This window comes from Streptomyces sp. NPDC001532 (assembly GCF_040298625.1).
Classification (GTDB): Bacteria; Actinomycetota; Actinomycetes; order Streptomycetales; family Streptomycetaceae; genus Streptomyces.
In genome coordinates, this window is record NZ_JBEPAL010000020.1 from 44997 (window position 1) to 62074 (window position 17078).

Below are 17078 nucleotides of genomic sequence, written 5' to 3' on the forward strand. Positions count from 1 at the left end.
TTGTCAGTCGGCCAGGTGAACGTCGAAGAGGTCCTCCGGACCTGGCAGGTCGGTGAGGTCGTCGGGGGACAGCTCCCAGTCCTTGTCCTCACAACTGAGAATCGGCAGTTCCTCGTCGGCCACGTCCCCAGGAGGCAGCTCGCAGCGCGGCTCGATGACTGCGGTGGCGGACTCCTGGGCGTGCATGTCCTCCGTACCGGGAACGATGCTGTCGCCCACGGTGTCGTTGGTCTGGACGTCGACCGTGTAGTCCAGAGGGCCGCCGGAACCGCAGTACGTCACCTGCGCGTCGTTCTGCGCGGCGAGCTGACCCGCACGCTCACACGCACCGAACACCTGCACCTCGCCGTCGAAGATGTCCTGCCAGGTATCCGGCTCGAGCACGTTCTCCAGCCACTTCTCCGTCAGCTGGTCCCGTGTCTCGAGCGCTGCCGCGAGCGCCGCCGCGTCAGCCGCCGTCTGCGCCTCGTTCCTGGTGGCCCCGGCCTGACCGACCGCGAGATAGGCCAACGCGAGAAAGAGCAGGCCCGCCACCACCGTGATGTAGATGGGGAAGGCCTGCCCTGCGTCGTCGCCGTACCTCCGGGACTTCATCAGCCCCCGGTGACCTCGGCGATCTTCGTCGTGATCGCGTCGAAGATCGACTGCCCGATGTCCGTCCCCGTGATGGCCAGCACGATCGCCACCACCACCGCGATGATCCCCAGATACTCCACCGCGGTCTGGCCCTTGTCGTTGCGTGCGGCGCGGGTCTGGAAGTACTCGACCGTGGTGTTGATCCAGTTGCTCATGGTGTTTCCCTCCGGGTGGGCCGCTGTCGATGTCGGGAGGGTATGACGGGGGCGGGGCCGGCGTGGAGGGTCCGTGGGCCCAATTCCGGGCCCATTCGCGGCTCATCGGGGGCCTCGGGTGTCATCGGGGGACGTGCCGAGCCACTTCGCGGTGGCCTCCGCGCGGCTGGTGCTGTGGAGCTTGGCGAAGATGCGGTTGATGTGGTTCTTGACCGTCTTCTCGCTGATGAAGCAGGCGGCGGCGATCTGATGGTTGGTCATGCCGGATGCGATGAGGTCCATGATCTCCGCCTCCCTCGCGCTCAGTCGGTACCGCGACCGGTCCGGAGCGGCCGGCCACCCAGGTGAAGACTGTCCCACAGCCGGTTGCAGATGCGAAAGCGGTTTGCTCGAATTCGGGGCAGCTAGTGCTTCAGGCGGCAGGGTTGGGGCGTTTGCTGCCGTTAGCCTGCTCGTTCCCTGGCGCAACTGCTCCAGTAACGCCCCCGCCGCCGTCGCCGTGAAGTGGGCGCGGCCCTCCCTGATGTCCCGTACCGCCGAGACCAGCTGGTCGGCCGTGAACTCGCCGTGCACCAGGTAACCGCCCGCTCCTCTGCGCAGCGCCTCCTGGACGATCTCCGATTCGCGGCTGTAGGTCAGCATCAGGACCGGGGACAGCGGGACCAGGTGCGGCAGTGCGGACAGGCCGTCCACGCCGGGCATGCGGACGTCCAGGAGGATGACGTCGGGGTGGTGGGCCAGAGCGGCCTCGTAGGCCTCGCGGCCGTCCGCCGCCTCCGCCACGACCGTGATGTCGGCGCGTCCCGACAGCAGCGCGGTCAGGCCCGCCCGGACGACGGGGTTGTCGTCGGCGACCACGACGCGCAGGGCGGCCGGGGGCGCGGGCAGGTCGAAGTGGGGCGGGGGCACAGGGGCGTGGTGGTCCGGCATCCGGGGGCTCCTCATCCTGCTTCGCCGGTGGTCGTCAGGGCCGCCAGGGGCAGGTCCAGGCGGACTTCCGTGCCGTGGGGGTGGGTGCCGCGGCCGATGCGGATGCGGGCGCCCACGGCGGCGGCGCGCTCGACCATGCCGACGAGGCCGAAGTGGCCCGCGCGGTGCAGCTGGTCGAGGGTGGTGCCGGGCGGCAGGCCGCGCCCGTCGTCGTACACGCTGACGCTCAGCCGGTCGCCCTCGACGCCCGCCCTCACCTCCACCCTGGTGGCCGCCGCGTGGCGGTACGCGTTCTCCATGGCCTCCGCGGTGACGGCGAGGAGCTGGCGGGCCACCGCCGGCGGAAGGGCGGGGACGGGGCGGTCGCCGGTGCGGTGGTAGGCGGCCGGGAGGGACGTACGGGCCGTGAAGTCGACGGTACGCGCCGCCAGTTCCGCGTGGAGGTCCGTGGCGTCGCCGGCGTCCGACGCGCGGCGCAGGTCCGTGAGGAGTTCGCGGGACTCGGCGGCTGCTCTGCGGGCCGAGCGGGCCACCAGGTCCGCTTGCCGGCGGAGGGTGGCGGCGTCGGGGTCGGGTGCGCTCGCGGAGGCGGCCAGACCGTCCGCGGCGAGCGCCACGCCGTGCAGGGTCTTCGCCACCGAGTCGTGCAGTTCGCGGGCCATGCGGGCGCGTTCCGCCGCGACCGCCTCGGCGGCCGCCAGCCGGGCCTGGACCGCGGTCAGCGCGTGGGTGGCCTCGCCGAAGCGGAGCATGAGGTTGCGCAGGGTGGAGCCGACGGCTCCGGCGATCACGCACAGGCCGGGCAGGAGCAGGGCCTCGGCGGGTGTCCGGTCCCCGGCCCTCGCCAGGGTCGCCTGGACCAGCAGGAGGATCAGCGCCTGGAGTGAGGCGAAGCAGGCGGCCCCTCGCCAGCTGTAGGCGAGGCCGGCGAGGAGGGGCGTGCAGACGCTGACGTAGGCGAGGGTGGTGTCGGGGCCCGCGGAGATCAGCAGGAGCGAGCCGAAGAGGGTGTCGGCGGCGAGCAGCGCGGGGTGGCGCAGGAGCAGCGGACCGAAGCGCTCCCAGTCGCGGAACAGGGCGTACGACCCCATGAAGGTCACCACGACGGCCGCGCCGACGAGGTACGCGCCGAGGCCCGGTGAGGTGTTGAGGAGGGCGGCCGGCGCGGCCAGCGCGATCATCGCGAGGCGGAAGCCGAAGACCTGGCGGCACAGGGCTTGCAGGGCGTTGATCTGGAGGGAGAGGGCGGGAGCGGGAGCGGGTGCGGGTTCGGGAGCGGGTGCGGTGGGTGTGTGGGTGGCGTCCGCCGGTGGTGCCGGGGTCCGCGGGAAGGGGGCCGAGGCGGCAGAGGCGGCCGAGGCGGTCGCGCCCGTGGCCTCCGCCGTCCCCGCCCCGCCCGCCGTCCCTGCCTGACCCGCCGTCTCCGCCCGGCCCGCCGTCCCTGCCTGACCCGCCGTCTCCGCCGTCCCCGGCGCTTCCCTCGTCCCTGCCTCCTCCGCCCTCGCCCGCTCCCTCCGCCGCCCGCCCCTGCGGCCGAGCAGCGGTCTCACCGCCGCCCGTCCCCTCCACGTCGAGATCGTCGCCATCGTCCGCTCACTCACCGGTGATGGTGCCGAAGTCCGTCCCGGAGCCCAGCAGCAGGCCCGCGCCCAGGAGCAGCATCGTGGCCGGGACCATGAAGGTGGTGATCATCATGGTGGCCTTGGGCACGGCCCGGGCCGCCTTGCGGCGGGCGTTCTGGGCGTCCGTGCGCCGCATGTCCTTGGCCAGCGCGACCAGCGTGTCGACGATCGGCGCGCCCAGCTCCTCGCCCTGCTGCAGTGCCGTCACGAACATGGCGACCTGTTCGGAGTCGTTCCTGCGGCGCAGTTCCGCGAAGGCCTGGCGGCGGCTCATGCCGAGGTCCATCTGGCGCAGGGTGATGCGGATCTCGTCGGCCCAGGGGCCCTCGTACTTGGACGCCACCCGGTCGAGGGCCTGGCGGAAGCCGAGGCCCGCGCTGACCACGACCGCGAGGACGTCGAGGAAGTCGGGGAGGGTGCGTTCGATGACGTCCTTGCGGATACGGATCGCCGACCAGATGCCGACCTCCGTCCAGAACGCGCCGAAGGCGAACAGCAGCAGCGCCATCAGGACGTTGCCCTGGAGCAGGAAGACGAGTCCGCCGACGCCGCCGAGCGCGCCGTAGACCGCGCGGCGGGCGGCGTAGCGGTCGAGGGTGAGGCCGCCGGGGTTGCCCGCCAGGTCGATCTTGCGGCGGTACTTGGCGACCTGCTTGGGGCCCATCATGCGCAGGACGGCGGGCGCGTACCGCATGCCGAGGCGATCGACGAGGGAGTCGACCGCGCCGGTGCGGGTGGCGCCGACCTCCAGGGCGAGGGCCAGGTCGGTGGGGAGCTTGGCCTCGGCGCGGTACATCCGCAGGCCGGCGAAGATCCCCCAGACGGCGATGCCCATCAGCAGGGCGAGCAGCAGTGCCATGTCCTCGTCCCTCCTCTCACACGTCGATGCGGGACATGCGGCGGATCAGTACGAATCCGACGGCGTACAGCGCGAACGCGATGATCACGCAGGCCTGGCCGACCGGGGAGCCGGTCATGCGGTCCAGGGCGCCGTCCTTCACGCCGTTCATCAGGAACAGGGAGCCGATGCCCATGACGGGGACGGCGTACGACGTCATGCTCACCTGGGAGAGCTGGGTGCGGATCTCGCGGCGGGTCTCCTTGCGCTCCTCCAGCGTCTCGGTGAGGTTGCGCAGGGCGCCGACGACCTGGCCGCCCGCCCGGTTGGACAGCACGAGCGTGGTGACGAGGACGACCAGTTCCCGGGACGGGAGCCGTTCGGCGAGTTCGCCGAGGGCGTCGTCCATCGAGGCGCCGACCGCGAGCTGGTTCGCCACCTTGGCCAGCTCCTCGCCGGCCGGGGCCTCCAGTTCCTCCGCCGCCATGCCGATCGCGGTGCGCAGCGCGAGGCCGGCCTGGGTGGCGTTGGCGAGTATGCGGGCGAGTTCGGGGAGTTGGTTGATGAACCGCTCGATGCGTTTCTGGCGCTGCCAGTTGAGGAACTGCACGGCCGCCCAGATGCCCAGCAGACCGGCGATCGGGCCGAAGAAGGGCGCCAGGGTCGCCTGGCCGATCAGCCAGAGTCCGGCGACGGTGGTGAGCATCGCGGCGAAGAACTCGCCGGGCGTGATGTCGAGGCCGGTGGCGGCCAGCCGCAGTTCGAGCCGCCTGCCCAGCTGGGTGCGGCGCAGGCGGCGGTCGAGGGCGGGGAAGCGCTGCCGGCGGCCGGCGAGCGGGATCTGGCCGGTGGCCGACAGCCGGTCGACCAGGGCCTGGCGCTGGGCCTTGCCGGTGGCGTACGCGTGCACGCCGACGACGGCGAGGACGCAGGTCAGCAGGGCGATGCCGGTCGTCAGGGAGACGAGGGTGTTCAGTTCCATGTCGTCCGTTCCATCGGGCGCTTCCTACCGGGCTCTCCGCCCGCTCGACGCTTCCTGCCGGGCTCTCCGCCCACTCGACGCTTCCTGCCGGGATCCGCGTCCGCTCGGCGCATCCTGCCGGGCGCTGCGTCCGCTCGGCGCTTACTGCCGGGTGCTGCGTCCGCTCGGCTCTTCCGGGCGGGCTCCACATCCGCTCGGACGTCCGCTCGGCGCATCCCGCCGCGCTCCACATCCGCTCGGACGCCCGCTCGGCGCATCCCGCCACGCTCCACATCCGCTCGGACGCCCGCTCGGCGCAACCCGCCACGCTCCACATCCGCTCGGCGCATCCCGCCGGGCGCTGCGCCCGCTCGGCGCATCCCGCCGCGCTCCACATCCGCTCGGACGCCCGCTCGGGCGTCCACGCGGTGCTTCCTGCCGGTCTCTGTGTCCACGGGGCGCTTCCTACCGGGCTTCTCGGACGGCGAGCTGGTCCTCGGTGTGGGCGACACCGTAGGCCTGCGGGATCGGCTGGCTCGCCATGAAGAGGCGGTCGGCGGTGCGGCGCGGCAGCGGGAAGTGCTGGAAGGCGCCGTGCACACGGCCGTCGGGCGTCATCGGCCGGGCGGCGAACCTGGCCACGGTGGCCAGCCGGTACGGCTCCGCGCCGTGGCTGTCGAGGACCGCGATCTCGGTGATGCGGCGGGCGCCGTCGGCGAACCGGGTGAGCTGGACGATGACGTCGACGGCGCTGTTGATCTGGTCGTGCAGGGCGATGAAGGGCACCTCGACGTCCGACATGGAGGCGAGGGTCTGGAGCCGCATCAGGGCGTCCTCGGCGCTGTTGGCGTGGACGGTGGCCAGCGAGCCGTCGTGGCCGGTCGACATGGCTTGCAGCATGTCCAGGGACTCGCCGCCGCGGACCTCACCGACCACGATGCGGTCGGGGCGCATGCGGAGGGAGTTGCGGACCAGGTCGCGGATGGTGATCTGGCCCTTGCCCTCGACGTTCGGCGGGCGCGACTCCAGGCGGATGACGTGCTGCTGCTGGAGCTGGAGTTCGGCGGAGTCCTCGATGGTGATGATGCGCTCCGACTCGGGGATGAGGCCGGAGAGGGCGTTGAGCAGGGTGGTCTTTCCGGTGCCGGTGGCGCCGGAGACGATGATGTTGAACCGGGCCTGCACCAGGCCCGCCAGCAGGTAGAGCATGTGCTCGTCGAGGGAGCCGAAGCCGATCAGCTCGTGCAGGGTGAAGGAGCGCGGGAAGCGGCGGATGGTGAGGGTGGGGCCGGTGAGCGAGAGCGGCGGGATGATGACGTTGACGCGCTCGCCGGAGGGCAGGCGGGCATCGACCATCGGGTTGGACTCGTCGACCCGCCGGTTGACGGTGGAGACGATCCGCTCGATGGTCTGCATGAGCTGGTCGTTGGAGGCGAAGCGCAGCGGGAGCTGTTCGACACGGCCGCCGCGCTCGACGAAGATCGCGTCCGGGCCGTTGACCATGATCTCGGTGATGGAGGCGTCCTCCAGCAGCGGTTCCAGGATGCCGAGGCCCAGCGCCTCGTCGACCACCCGGCGGATCAGCTGGGACCGCTCCACGGTGGACAGCACCGGGCCCTCGCGGCTGATGATGTGCCCGAGCACCCGCTCCAGGCGCGCCCGGCGTTCGGCGGCGGCCAGCGCGCTCATCTCCGCGAGGTCGATCTCCTCCAGGAGCTTGGCGCGGTAGGAGGCGACCAGGTGGCCGTCCTCGCCGCGACTGCCGTGCTCCTCGGGGGAGTTGATGCGTGCCCGCAGGCTCATGGCTCCGGTGCTCCTCGGTCAGTGGTCGCGCGGCATGGTGGCGGACTTGCGGGCGGGGTCGAAGTCCCAGCCGGGGACGACGGAGGGGATGTCGACGGTCGCGGTGACCTCCACCTCATCCCCGCCTCCGCCGTCGACGCAGGTCGTGCCGTCGGCCAGCCAGCCGCTGACGGCCGCCTGGCAGTCCGCCTGGTACGGCCCGTCGAGGGAGGCGCTGCGGGCGCCGGCGCGGGCGGCGGTACCGGCCTGCTGGGCGGCGTAGGCGATCAGCCCGAGCTGCACGGCGGCCAGCGCGACGAGGACCAGGATCGGGATGAATCCCAGGTATTCCAGGGCGACCTGACCGCGGTCGCGGGCTCTCCTGTCGTACGGCATCTCAGTCCGTCTCCTCCTCGACGGCGCCGGCGTGGCCCGTCACCTCGAAGGGGAAGTCGACCGTGCCGGGGAAGAGGACGGGCACGCTCAGGGTCACGTCGGCCGTGACGAAGCCGCCTCCGCCGCCGCAGCTCACGCTCGCGCCTCCCTCCCACGCGCCCGGCAGCTTGTCCCGCCCGGCCGCCGCGCAGACGCCCGGGCGTTCGCCGGGCGCCACCTCCGTGGCCGCTCTCACCGCCTCGTCCGCAGCGTTACCCGCGAGCACGTAGGTGTATCCCAGGAGCACGAACTGCCACAGCAGCACCAGCGTGAGCAGGATCAGCGGGGTCATGCCGAGGAACTCGACGGTGACCTGGCCGCGGTCCCGCCGGTGCGGGTCCCGTATCCGTGTGCGCCGCATGGTCAGCTCCCCGAGTCCCGGCGCCGCCGCAGGCTCACCGCGCCGCGGTCGCCGCGGAACCGGCCGCCGGCCCTGCGGTCCGCGGGCGCCGCCTTGACGAGCCCGAGCTCCCCGGCGAGGGCCCACAGGGCCTGCTTGACGGTGCTCTTGGCGTCCAGCTGGTGCAGGCGGCCGGCGTCCACGGCCGCCTGGAGCTCCTTGAAGTGGGCGGGGACGGTGGTCGCGGCCACCGCCGTGCCGGTGATCCTGCGGATGAGGGCGGGCTGGATCTCCGTACCGCGGGTGTGCCGGTTGACGACGACGGTGGTCTCCTCGGCCTTGCGGATCTGGAGCCGGTCCCACATGCGCACCGCGCGTTTGGCGCCGCGTACGGCGACCACGTCCGGGGTGGTCAGCAGCAGGGCGGTGTCGGCCATCTCGACGGCGGCCGCGCCCGCGCCGGTCAGCTGGGTGCCGCAGTCGACGACGACCGTCTCGTAGCGCGAGCGCAGGGCGCTGACGATCTGGCGGGCGGCACGGTCGGTGACCTCCTCGCCGCGTTCGCCCTCGCCGGGGGCGAGCAGCAGGGCGAGGCCGGTGTCGTGGCGGAAGACGGCGTCGGCGAGGACGCGGGGCGATATGTCGGTGATCGCGGCGAGGTCGACGACCGAGCGGCGGAACTGGACGTCCAGGTAGGAGGCGACGTCGCCGGCCTGGAGGTCCAGGTCGACCAGGGCGGTGGCGCGGCCGGAGGCCTGGGAGGCCAGCGCCAGCTGGATGGCGGTGACCGTCGCGCCGACGCCGCCCTTGGCGCCGCTGACCGTGACGACCGTGCCGCCGACGCCGGTGATCACGTCGCCGGTGTGGCCGAGGTGGCGGCGCACGCCGACCGACCACTGGGCGACCGCCTGGACGCGGTTGGCCAGTTCCTCGTAGCCGAGCGGGAGGGTGACCAGGCCTCGGGCGCCGGAGTCCATGGCGGCCTGGAAGAGGCCGGGGCCGGCGTCGGAGGTGATGAGGATGACGCCCGCCGCCGGGAAGCGCAGGGCCACCTCGCGGATGAGCTCCAGGGCGGGGACGGGGCCGATCCGCTCGTGCACGACCACGACTTCGGGGAGTTCGTCGACGGACTCGGCGGCGAGCCGGGCGAGGGTGTCGACGAGCTGGGTGGAGTCCACCACCGGGGCCACCGGCTCGGCGTCCGGGAGCTGGCTGAGCAGGGTCGTGACGGAGCGCGCCGCGTCCGCGTCACCGACCGCCGGGAGGATCCTCGTGGGCATGCGGGCCTCTCACTTGTCCTTCGCGAGTTCGTACGTCCGGTCCTTTTCGGCGACCGAGGAGCCGCTGCCGGGCGCGACCAGGGCGAGCCGGACGCGCTGGGCGAAGGACTCGGCGTAGGTGATGCGCTGCGCGTCGAGCGCGGAGAGCGCGAAGGTGATGGGGACGGCGTCGGTGGGCTCCCGGCCGCGGTCGTTGTCGTCGGGCTGGAGCGGGGTCAGCTCGCCGACGTCGAGGACCTGGGCGTCGGTCACGATGATCTTCGACTGGTCCGGGTCGCCCTCGCGCGCGCCCTCGAAGGTGGCGTAGACGTTGACCCGCGACCCCGGGGTGATCTTGCCCGCGACGCCGGTGGCCGCGTCGATGAGGATGGCGACCTCCTGCTGGCCCGGCCGGAGCGCGGGCTGCGCGACGATCATGTCCGTCTGGAGCAGGGAGCCCTCCTGCAGGGTGGTGACGGCGATCTTTCCCTTGATCTCCGCCAGGTCGCGGACCGCGTTCGGCGACAGCCAGCGCTCGGGCATCGAGATCCGCTCGAACTGGGCCGCGGTGAGCGGTGTGTAGGGCTCCACCTCGGTCTTCAGGCGGTACGCCGTGACCTCGGGACCGACCTTCGACTTCACGTCGTCGACGACGGACAGGACGCCCGCGAACGCGCCGAGGGCGCACAGCACGGACAGGAGGAGCAGTATCACGCCGCGGCGCTGACGGGAGTTCATGAAGCGTGCAACCTCATCGGGGGGTAGCGGGCGGGGCCTGGTGCGCGGCCGGTCAGCCGGAGGTGAGCTGGTGCCGTGGGGCGGAGGGTGGCGCGGTGGCGGAGCAGAAGACACAGCGGTCGCCGATGACGTCGATGCCGCACCAGTGGCAGGAGCCCTGCCGGACCGACCCGACCAGCTGGTAGAGGACCGACAGGTCGGGCAGATAGGAGCAGAACTCGATCAGCCGGCCGGTGCCCCACCAGGCGGCCGACTCGGCGGGCAGCGGCGTCTCCCGCAGCCCCTGGGCCTTCCACGCCGGGGCGAGGGTGCCGGTGACCCAGTCGGACTGGAGCTGGCCCTTGGCGGTGAGCATCCAGGTGGCGAACTCGGGGCCGGTCGGCGCGGCGGCGCCGGGGGCGAGCCGGACGAGCTGCGGCTGCGGATGGGCGACGACGGCGAACTGGCTGCCCGGCACCCAGGACTTGGCGTGCGCCTTGAGGTCGACGGGGACGCGGTCGAGGCGGGCGACGGAGCCGAGCAGGGCGCCGGCGTGGATGTAGTGGGTGAGCAGCCGGCTCGCGGAGGCGAGGATGCCGGGGCTGAGGTCGCAGGAGGCGAGCTGACGCAGCTGCCGGGCGAGGACGGCGAGCCCGAGCGGGGGCAGCTCGGAGCGGAACAGCGCGATCCGGTCGGTCTCCAGCAGGGAGCGGACGGTGTGCAGCCGGCGTTCGACGGCGGCGGGAGCGGCCGCGGAGTGGACGACGATGAGGTGTCCGTGGGCCTCCAGGACGCCCAGCACCTCGGCCAGCACCTCGGCCAGCGGACGCCGGTCCAGGTCTTTCAGGACGACCGCGGGCAGCGTCCGCTCGTCCTGCGGTGGCAGCGCCAGGTCGGCGCTGGTCACGGCAATGGCTGTTGGCACGCGCAGCTCCCCGTCTCCCGCCGGTCGGTCCGCGCGGGTGACTCCGGCGCACCGAGGTGACTTCATTGCGTGACTACCTCAGCACTGTATCCACGCCTCTGTGACCGGAGAACAGCGTTTGTGTAGCTCGCGAGCAACTGTCTGCGCACAAGTGGCGGCAAAACAGGACAGGTTGTGCGCGCCGCCGCGCGGAACGGCACCCTTCGGGTGAACGGGGAAGGTGCGGTGATTGCCCGGCGGTTGCCTACCGCTTTGGTCTGGACCTCTTGACAACTCAATTGGTCTGGACCAACTTTGGGGCCAGCGGTGGCCACCGTCGTCCCGAACGACCCCCACTCCCCACCCCGGAGGCCCCAGTGGACCTCGTACGCAGACGGATCCGGCACACACGTCTGTGGTCCGGCGCCGTCACCGCCGCCCTCGCCCTCTCCCTCACCACCGCCGTCCAGGCGTCCGCCGCCGACACCAACAACGCGAAGAACGCCGGCTTCGAGTCCGGCCTCGGCAACTGGACCTGCTCGGCGGGCAGCGGCACCACCGTCTCCTCGCCCGTGCACAGCGGTGCCGCCGCGCTCAAGGCCACCCCGGCCGGCCAGGACAACGCCCGCTGCTCCCAGACGGTCGCCGTCAGGCCCAGCTCGACGTACACGCTGAGCGCCTGGGTCCAGGGCGGTTACACCTACCTCGGCGCCACCGGCACCGGCACGACCGACGTCTCCACCTGGACCCCGGACAGCGCCTCCTGGAAGCAGCTGACCACCAGCTTCACCACCGGCGCGTCCACCACCTCGGTGACGGTCTACACCCACGGCTGGTACGGCCAGGCGGCCTACCTCGCGGACGACATCTCGGTCTTCGGCCCGGACGGCGGCGGAGGCGGCGACCCCGCCCCGACCGTCCCCGGCGCCCCGAGCGGCCTGACGGTCTCCGGTACGACGTCCTCCTCGGCCTCCCTCGCCTGGAACACGGTGTCCGGCGCGACCGGCTACAACGTCTACCGCAACGGCACCAAGGTGACCGCGGTGAGCGGCACCTCGGCCACCGTGACCGGCCTCGCCGCCGCCACCTCGTACTCCTTCCAGGTCACCGCCACCAACGCGGCCGGCGAATCACCGAAGTCGGCCACCGTCACGGCGACGACCGCGCCGACGGGCGGAGGCGGCGGCGGCTCCGTGCCCAAGCACGCGCTGACCGGCTACTGGCAGAACTTCGACAACGGGGCGGCCGTCCAGAAGCTGTCGGACGTCCAGGCGCAGTACGACATCATCGCGGTCGCCTTCGCCGACGCCACGGGGACGCCGGGCGCGGTGACGTTCAACCTGGACTCGGCCGGGCTCGGCGGCTACACCGTCGACCAGTTCAAGGCCGACATCAAGGCCAAGCAGGCCGCCGGGAAGAAGGTCATCATCTCGGTGGGCGGCGAGCGCGGGACGGTCGCCGTGAACGACGCGACGTCCGCGACGAACTTCGCCAACTCCGTCCACTCCCTGATGCAGACGTACGGCTTCGACGGCGTCGACATCGACCTGGAGAACGGCCTCAACGCGACGTACATGACGCAGGCGCTGCGCGCGCTGTCGGCGAAGGCGGGACCGTCCATGGTCCTGACCATGGCCCCGCAGACCATCGACATGCAGTCGACGTCCAACTCCTACTTCCAGACGGCCCTGAACGTGAAGGACATCCTCACCGTCGTCAACATGCAGTACTACAACAGCGGTTCCATGCTGGGCTGCGACGGCAAGGTCTACAGCCAGGGCTCGGTGGACTTCCTCACCGCCCTGGCCTGCATCCAGCTGGAGGGCGGCCTGGCCCCGTCCCAGGTGGGCCTCGGCGTGCCGGCGTCGACGCGGGGCGCGGGCAGCGGCTACGTGTCCCCGTCGGTGGTGAACGCCGCGCTGGACTGCCTGGCGAAGGGCACCAACTGCGGCTCCTTCAAGCCCGCGCGCACCTACCCCGACCTGCGGGGCGCGATGACCTGGTCCACCAACTGGGACGCGACGGCGGGCAACGCGTGGTCGAACGCGGTGGGACCGCACGTGCACGCGCTGCCGTAGTCCGAAAACGGGCGGGCCGCGTTGCCCACGGTCATCGGCTCATGTGATCTTCTGACACATGAGTGCGACGGGGGAGACGAACGACCTGGTCGACGTCGTGCGGCGGGCGCTGGAGGGAGAACGCTCGCCGCAGGACGTCTTCGAGGCGTTCCTGAAGGCCCGGCTCTACTGCGAACGCCCGGAGAGTCCCGGGTTTCTCACCATGTCCGCGCCGGCTGCCACGGCTGGCCATGCGGAGGGCCCGCGCTCCAGTCTCCTGGACCTGGTGAACGGTGAACCGCCGCGGCAAGCGACGCGTCCGGACCGCCTGGTGCCCGTCTTCTCCTCTCTGGAGCAACTCACCCTCTTCACGGGCGAAGGCCCCTGGTTCTCGACCACCGGAGCGGACCTGCTCGACCTGGTGCCCCCGGGCCTGGGCCTCTGGCTGGACCCGGCCGCGGAACACGCGGTGGTGCTGTCGTCGGCGGCCGTCGGCGACACGGAGCCGGTGCTGACCGGCTCGTACCGGAACCGGGAGGCCTGAGGACATGGGCGGCCAGGGCTGGCTGATACCGAAGGGCGCGGACGGGGGTGACTTCAAGTACGAGGTGCAGTTCCTCCAGTCGATCGCGCGGCCGCTGGAGGAATCAACGAAGGCCGCACGCGATTTCGCCGGCGAAAGCGCCGAGCGGCGGCTCGAGTTGATGGCGCTGAACACGCTCGACAAGACCGGCGCCGACGAGGTGACGGACGCCGTCGACTCCTTCCTCGCCAAATGGAGCCACGGCCTCGGCTGCATCGCCGATGACGCGGATGTGATCGTCGCCGCGCTCGCCTCCGTGATCAACACCTTCCTCGTCACCGATACGAAGGTGGCGTACGAGGCGCGGATGGTCGAGCTGCAGAAGCAGCAGAAGGGCGACCGGCCGGTGACCTCGTGGCTGGAGGGGCAGGGCATCACGGGCAAGGAACAGCAGTTCAGAAGCCGCACACAGGCCTCAGGCGAGGAATAGGCAGTCAGCGATGACCGAGAAGAGCTTCCGCCGCCGTGCCTGGATCGCCGAAGGGGACACCGTCCAGGACTGGATACCTGGCAAGCCGTCCGACCTGGACGAGCTGATCAAGAAGCTGGCCGGCGCTGCGGCGCACTTCGGCCAAGGCGCGGAACAGCTGCGCAAGCTGAACACCGACCCCTGGCAGGGCGAGGCGGCCGAGGTCTTCCGCGACACTGTGAAGCGGCTGCCCAAGGACCTGGACACGGCGCTGGACGCGTTCGTCGCGGCCGGCCTGGCGGTACTGGCCTACCGGAACACCCTGGACACGGCACAGCGCCTCACCGCGCAGATCATCGACCACGAGGCACCGACCGCCCGTGAGCTGTCGCGCACCTACGACAAGGCGGTGACGGACTACGACACGGCGGTGAAGGCGGGCGACACGGCAGGCGCCACCAAGCCGCCGGCGGCCGACCCGGGCAAGACGCTGATGACCGAACTGGTCGGCAGGATCCAGACCGCCCAGGGCGATGTCGAGGAGGCGGCAGCCACCGCCAAGCGGGATCTGGGGAAGGCGGCGGAGAAGGCTCCGAACCGCCCGAGCGCCTGGTCCCGCTTCAAAGGCGGCGCCAAGGAGGCCGCGGGGGAATTCGGCGACTTCGCCCTCGCGGTCAACCCCGGCCGCCTCCTGACCGAGCCCGGTGCCTACCTCCACGACGCCGGGATGGTCATCGACGGCGGCAGCGCGGCCGTCCGCGACCCCGTCGCCTTCTCCAAGGACTTCTACCAGGGCGCGTCGAACACCTGGGAGGCGTTCGAGAAGGACCCGGTGCGGATGCTGGGCTACTTGGCGCCGAGCCTGGCGGGCGGCGCTGCGGTCGGCGGATCAGCGGGCCTGGCCCGTCGGCTGGACGGCGTCGACGGCGCGGGCAGGGCGACCGGCCTGGGGACGGGTGCCGGTCACCTGGACGGTTCGGAACCGGGCACCCACAGCGAACCCGGCCGGCGGACCGACAGCGACCCGACCGACCCGGTCGACCTCGCCACCGGCAGGATGTACCTGCCACAGACGGACGTGACGCTGCCCGGCACCCTCCACCTGGTCTTCAGACGCCGAGCGGAGTCCGGCTACCGCGCGGGCCGCTGGTTCGGCCCGTCCTGGTCGAACACCGTGGACCAGCGCCTGGAGATCGACGCCGAACGTGTCGTCTTCCTCCACGAGAACGGCCTGATCCTCGCCTATCCGCACCCGGAGCCGGGCGGCGAACCGACCCTGCCGACCGAAGGGCCGCGCTGGCCGCTGCGCCGGGCAGCGAAGGGCTACACGATCACCGACCCGACGTCCGGCCGGGTCTGGCACTTCGAGGACCAGACGGACGCCCACGCCCGGCTGGAGCAGATCGACGACCGCAACGGCGACTGGATCACTGTCGAGTACGGCGAGGACGGCGCCCCGACCGCCCTGACCCACAGCGGCGGTTACCGCGTCCGCATCACGACCGAGAACCACCGGATCACGGCACTGCACCTGGCCGGCGCCGCGCCGGACGGGGGCGACCAGGAACTGATCCGGTACGGCTACTCGGAGGGAGGCGACCTGACCGAGGTCGTGAACTCGTCGGGACGGCCCCTGAGGTTCACGTATGACGAGGCGGGCAGAATCACCTCCTGGACCGACCCCAACGACCGCGGCTACACGTACGAGTACGACGACCGTGACCGCTGCGTCGCGGAGGGCGGCACGGCAGGCCACATGAGCCTGCGCCTGGAGTACGGCGAACGCGACCCACACACGGGCCTGCGCACGACGACGGCGACGACAGGCGCGGGACATGCCCATCGCTACCTGGTCAACGACCTGTGCCAGGTGGTCGCCGAGACGAACCCACTCGGCGCCACGACCCGCTTCGTGCGGGACCGCTACCACCGCGTGCTGTCGCGTACGGACCCGCTGGGCCACGTCACGTCCTTCCGCTACGACGAGGCGGGAAACGTGACGTCGGTGGTCCGGGCCGACGGACGCGGATCGACGGCGGAGTACAACGGGCTCGGGCTGCCCGTTCGGGTGACGAACACGGACGGGACGGTCGTACTCCAGACGTACGACGTGCGGGGCAACAAAACAGGGATGACCGCCCCGTCGGGCGAGACCACGCACTTCACCTACAACAACGCGGGCCACCTCACCTCCATCACAGACCCACTCGGCCAGGCGACGGCAGTCCGCTGCGACGCAGCCGGGCTCCCCGTCGAGATCACCAGCCCTCTGGGCGCGATCACACGCTACGAACGTGACGCATTCGGCCGACCCGTCACCATCACGGACCCGACCGGCGCGACGACCCGCCTGGAGTGGACGGTCGAGGGCCGCCTGGCCCGCCGTACGACCGCCGACGGCGCCACGGAGAGCTGGACGTACGACGGTGAAGGCAACTGCACCAGCCACACCGACCCGATGGGCGGTGTCTCCCACTTCACCTACACCCACTTCGACCTGCTGACGTCCAGGACGGGCCCGGACGGCGTCCGCTACGACTTCGACCATGACAGGGAACTGCGGCTGACGAAGGTCACCAACCCACAGGGCCTGACGTGGTCGTACGAGTACGACGCGGCCGGACACCTGCGACGGGAGACGGACTTCGACGACCGCGCGCTGACATACACGTACGACGCGGCGGGCCGCCTGGCGTCCAGAACGAACGCGCTCGGCTTGAGAGTGTCCTTCGAGCGCAACGCGCTGGGCCAGGTGATCCGCAAGAACGCCGCCGACCAGGAGACGACGTTCGCGTACGACGTGACGGACCAGCTGGCACAGGCGACAGGCCCGGACGGCACGACCCTGACGCTGTCGCGCGACCAGTACGGCCGCCTGTTGTCGGAAACGGTCGACGGCCGGACACTCACGTACACCTACGACGACCTGGGCCGCCGGGCAGGCCGCACGACACCGACCGGCGCGACGACGACCTGGTACTACGACGCGGCCGGCCGCCGCACCGGCATGGTGGCCTCCGGCCGTGCGATCGACTTCACCTACGACGCGGCAGGCCGCGAACTGACCCGCCGGATCGGCGAGACGGTCACCCTGGAGCACGGCTTCGACCAGCTCGGCCGCCTGACGACGCAATCGGTGACCGGAGCGGGCGGGACGCGGATCCAGCACCGCTCGTACACATACCGTGCCGACGGCAATCTGATCGGCATCGACGACCAGCTCGTCGGCTCCCGCACCTTCGACCTGGACCCGGCGGGCCGGGTGACAGCGGTGCACGCGGCGAACTGGACGGAGACGTACGCGTACGACGCGGCGGGCAACCAGACGTCGGCGTCCTGGCCGTCCTCGCACCCCGGCGCGGAGGCGGTGGGCGAGCGCGAGTACACGGGCACCCCGCATCACCCGAGCGGGCCGCGTCCGTTACGAACACGATCCTTCCGGACGACTGA

15 protein-coding genes and 1 pseudogene are annotated in these 17078 nt (G+C 71.7%); 4 read left to right on the forward strand and 12 right to left on the reverse strand.

The genetic code is table 11. The annotated features are described in order from the left end of the window. Window positions 1-3 precede the first annotated feature (3 nt). The 12 genes from ABT232_RS19670 to ABT232_RS19725 form a co-directional block, all read right to left on the reverse strand. On the reverse strand, window positions 4-594 hold the full coding sequence (locus ABT232_RS19670; RefSeq protein WP_351841529.1) for a pilus assembly protein TadG-related protein: 591 nt from the start codon (window positions 592-594) through the stop codon (window positions 4-6). After that, window positions 594-791 (reverse strand): Flp family type IVb pilin, encoded by a 198-nt coding sequence (locus tag ABT232_RS19675; RefSeq protein ID WP_351841531.1) that lies wholly within the window; start codon window positions 789-791, stop codon window positions 594-596. The genes ABT232_RS19670 and ABT232_RS19675 overlap by 1 nt, the downstream gene beginning before the upstream one ends. A gap of 102 nt (window positions 792-893) precedes the next feature. Further along, complete coding sequence (locus ABT232_RS19680; RefSeq protein WP_351841533.1) at window positions 894-1721, reverse strand: response regulator; 828 nt, start codon at window positions 1719-1721, stop codon at window positions 894-896. Between the two features lie 11 nt (window positions 1722-1732). Beyond that, window positions 1733-3307 (reverse strand): sensor histidine kinase, encoded by a 1575-nt coding sequence (locus ABT232_RS19685; RefSeq protein WP_351841535.1) that lies wholly within the window; start codon window positions 3305-3307, stop codon window positions 1733-1735. Window positions 3308-3314: 7 nt separating this feature from the next. Beyond that, window positions 3315-4202, reverse strand: coding sequence for a DUF5936 domain-containing protein (locus tag ABT232_RS19690; protein WP_351841537.1), 888 nt, complete (start codon window positions 4200-4202; stop codon window positions 3315-3317). A gap of 16 nt (window positions 4203-4218) precedes the next feature. Continuing rightward, window positions 4219-5163 (reverse strand): type II secretion system F family protein, encoded by a 945-nt coding sequence (locus ABT232_RS19695; protein ID WP_351841539.1) that lies wholly within the window; start codon window positions 5161-5163, stop codon window positions 4219-4221. A gap of 444 nt (window positions 5164-5607) precedes the next feature. Then, window positions 5608-6945, reverse strand: a complete 1338-nt coding sequence (locus ABT232_RS19700) for a TadA family conjugal transfer-associated ATPase (RefSeq protein WP_351841541.1) — start codon at window positions 6943-6945, stop codon at window positions 5608-5610. An 18-nt stretch (window positions 6946-6963) separates the two neighbouring features. Then, a complete protein-coding gene (locus ABT232_RS19705) occupies window positions 6964-7320 on the reverse strand; it encodes a TadE/TadG family type IV pilus assembly protein (protein ID WP_351841543.1) in 357 nt (118 codons plus the stop codon). A 1-nt stretch (window position 7321) separates the two neighbouring features. Then, window positions 7322-7720, reverse strand: coding sequence for a TadE/TadG family type IV pilus assembly protein (locus ABT232_RS19710; RefSeq protein ID WP_351841545.1), 399 nt, complete (start codon window positions 7718-7720; stop codon window positions 7322-7324). 2 nt (window positions 7721-7722) lie between these two features. Next, window positions 7723-8979: a CpaE/TadZ family protein gene (locus ABT232_RS19715; RefSeq protein ID WP_351841547.1), complete on the reverse strand. Its 1257-nt coding sequence runs from the start codon at window positions 8977-8979 to the stop codon at window positions 7723-7725. Window positions 8980-8988: 9 nt separating this feature from the next. Beyond that, the gene (cpaB, locus tag ABT232_RS19720) at window positions 8989-9696 is read right to left on the reverse strand and encodes a Flp pilus assembly protein CpaB (RefSeq protein ID WP_351841549.1); all 708 of its coding nucleotides are present in this window, start codon (window positions 9694-9696) and stop codon (window positions 8989-8991) included. Window positions 9697-9748: 52 nt separating this feature from the next. Next, entirely contained in the window at window positions 9749-10666 is a 918-nt protein-coding gene (locus tag ABT232_RS19725; protein ID WP_450871701.1) for a hypothetical protein, read from the reverse strand. 290 nt (window positions 10667-10956) lie between these two features. Between ABT232_RS19725 and ABT232_RS19730 the strand changes: the two genes are divergently transcribed. The 4 genes and pseudogenes from ABT232_RS19730 to ABT232_RS19745 all read left to right on the forward strand — a co-directional run. Beyond that, complete coding sequence (locus tag ABT232_RS19730) at window positions 10957-12657, forward strand: chitinase (RefSeq protein ID WP_450871702.1); 1701 nt, start codon at window positions 10957-10959, stop codon at window positions 12655-12657. A 58-nt stretch (window positions 12658-12715) separates the two neighbouring features. Next, on the forward strand, window positions 12716-13180 hold the full coding sequence (locus tag ABT232_RS19735; protein ID WP_351841553.1) for an SseB family protein: 465 nt from the start codon (window positions 12716-12718) through the stop codon (window positions 13178-13180). A 4-nt stretch (window positions 13181-13184) separates the two neighbouring features. Next, window positions 13185-13649, forward strand: coding sequence for a hypothetical protein (locus ABT232_RS19740; RefSeq protein ID WP_351841555.1), 465 nt, complete (start codon window positions 13185-13187; stop codon window positions 13647-13649). Between the two features lie 10 nt (window positions 13650-13659). After that, window positions 13660-17077: pseudogene (locus tag ABT232_RS19745) on the forward strand (putative T7SS-secreted protein); the annotation flags it as partial. Window position 17078 lies beyond the last annotated feature (1 nt).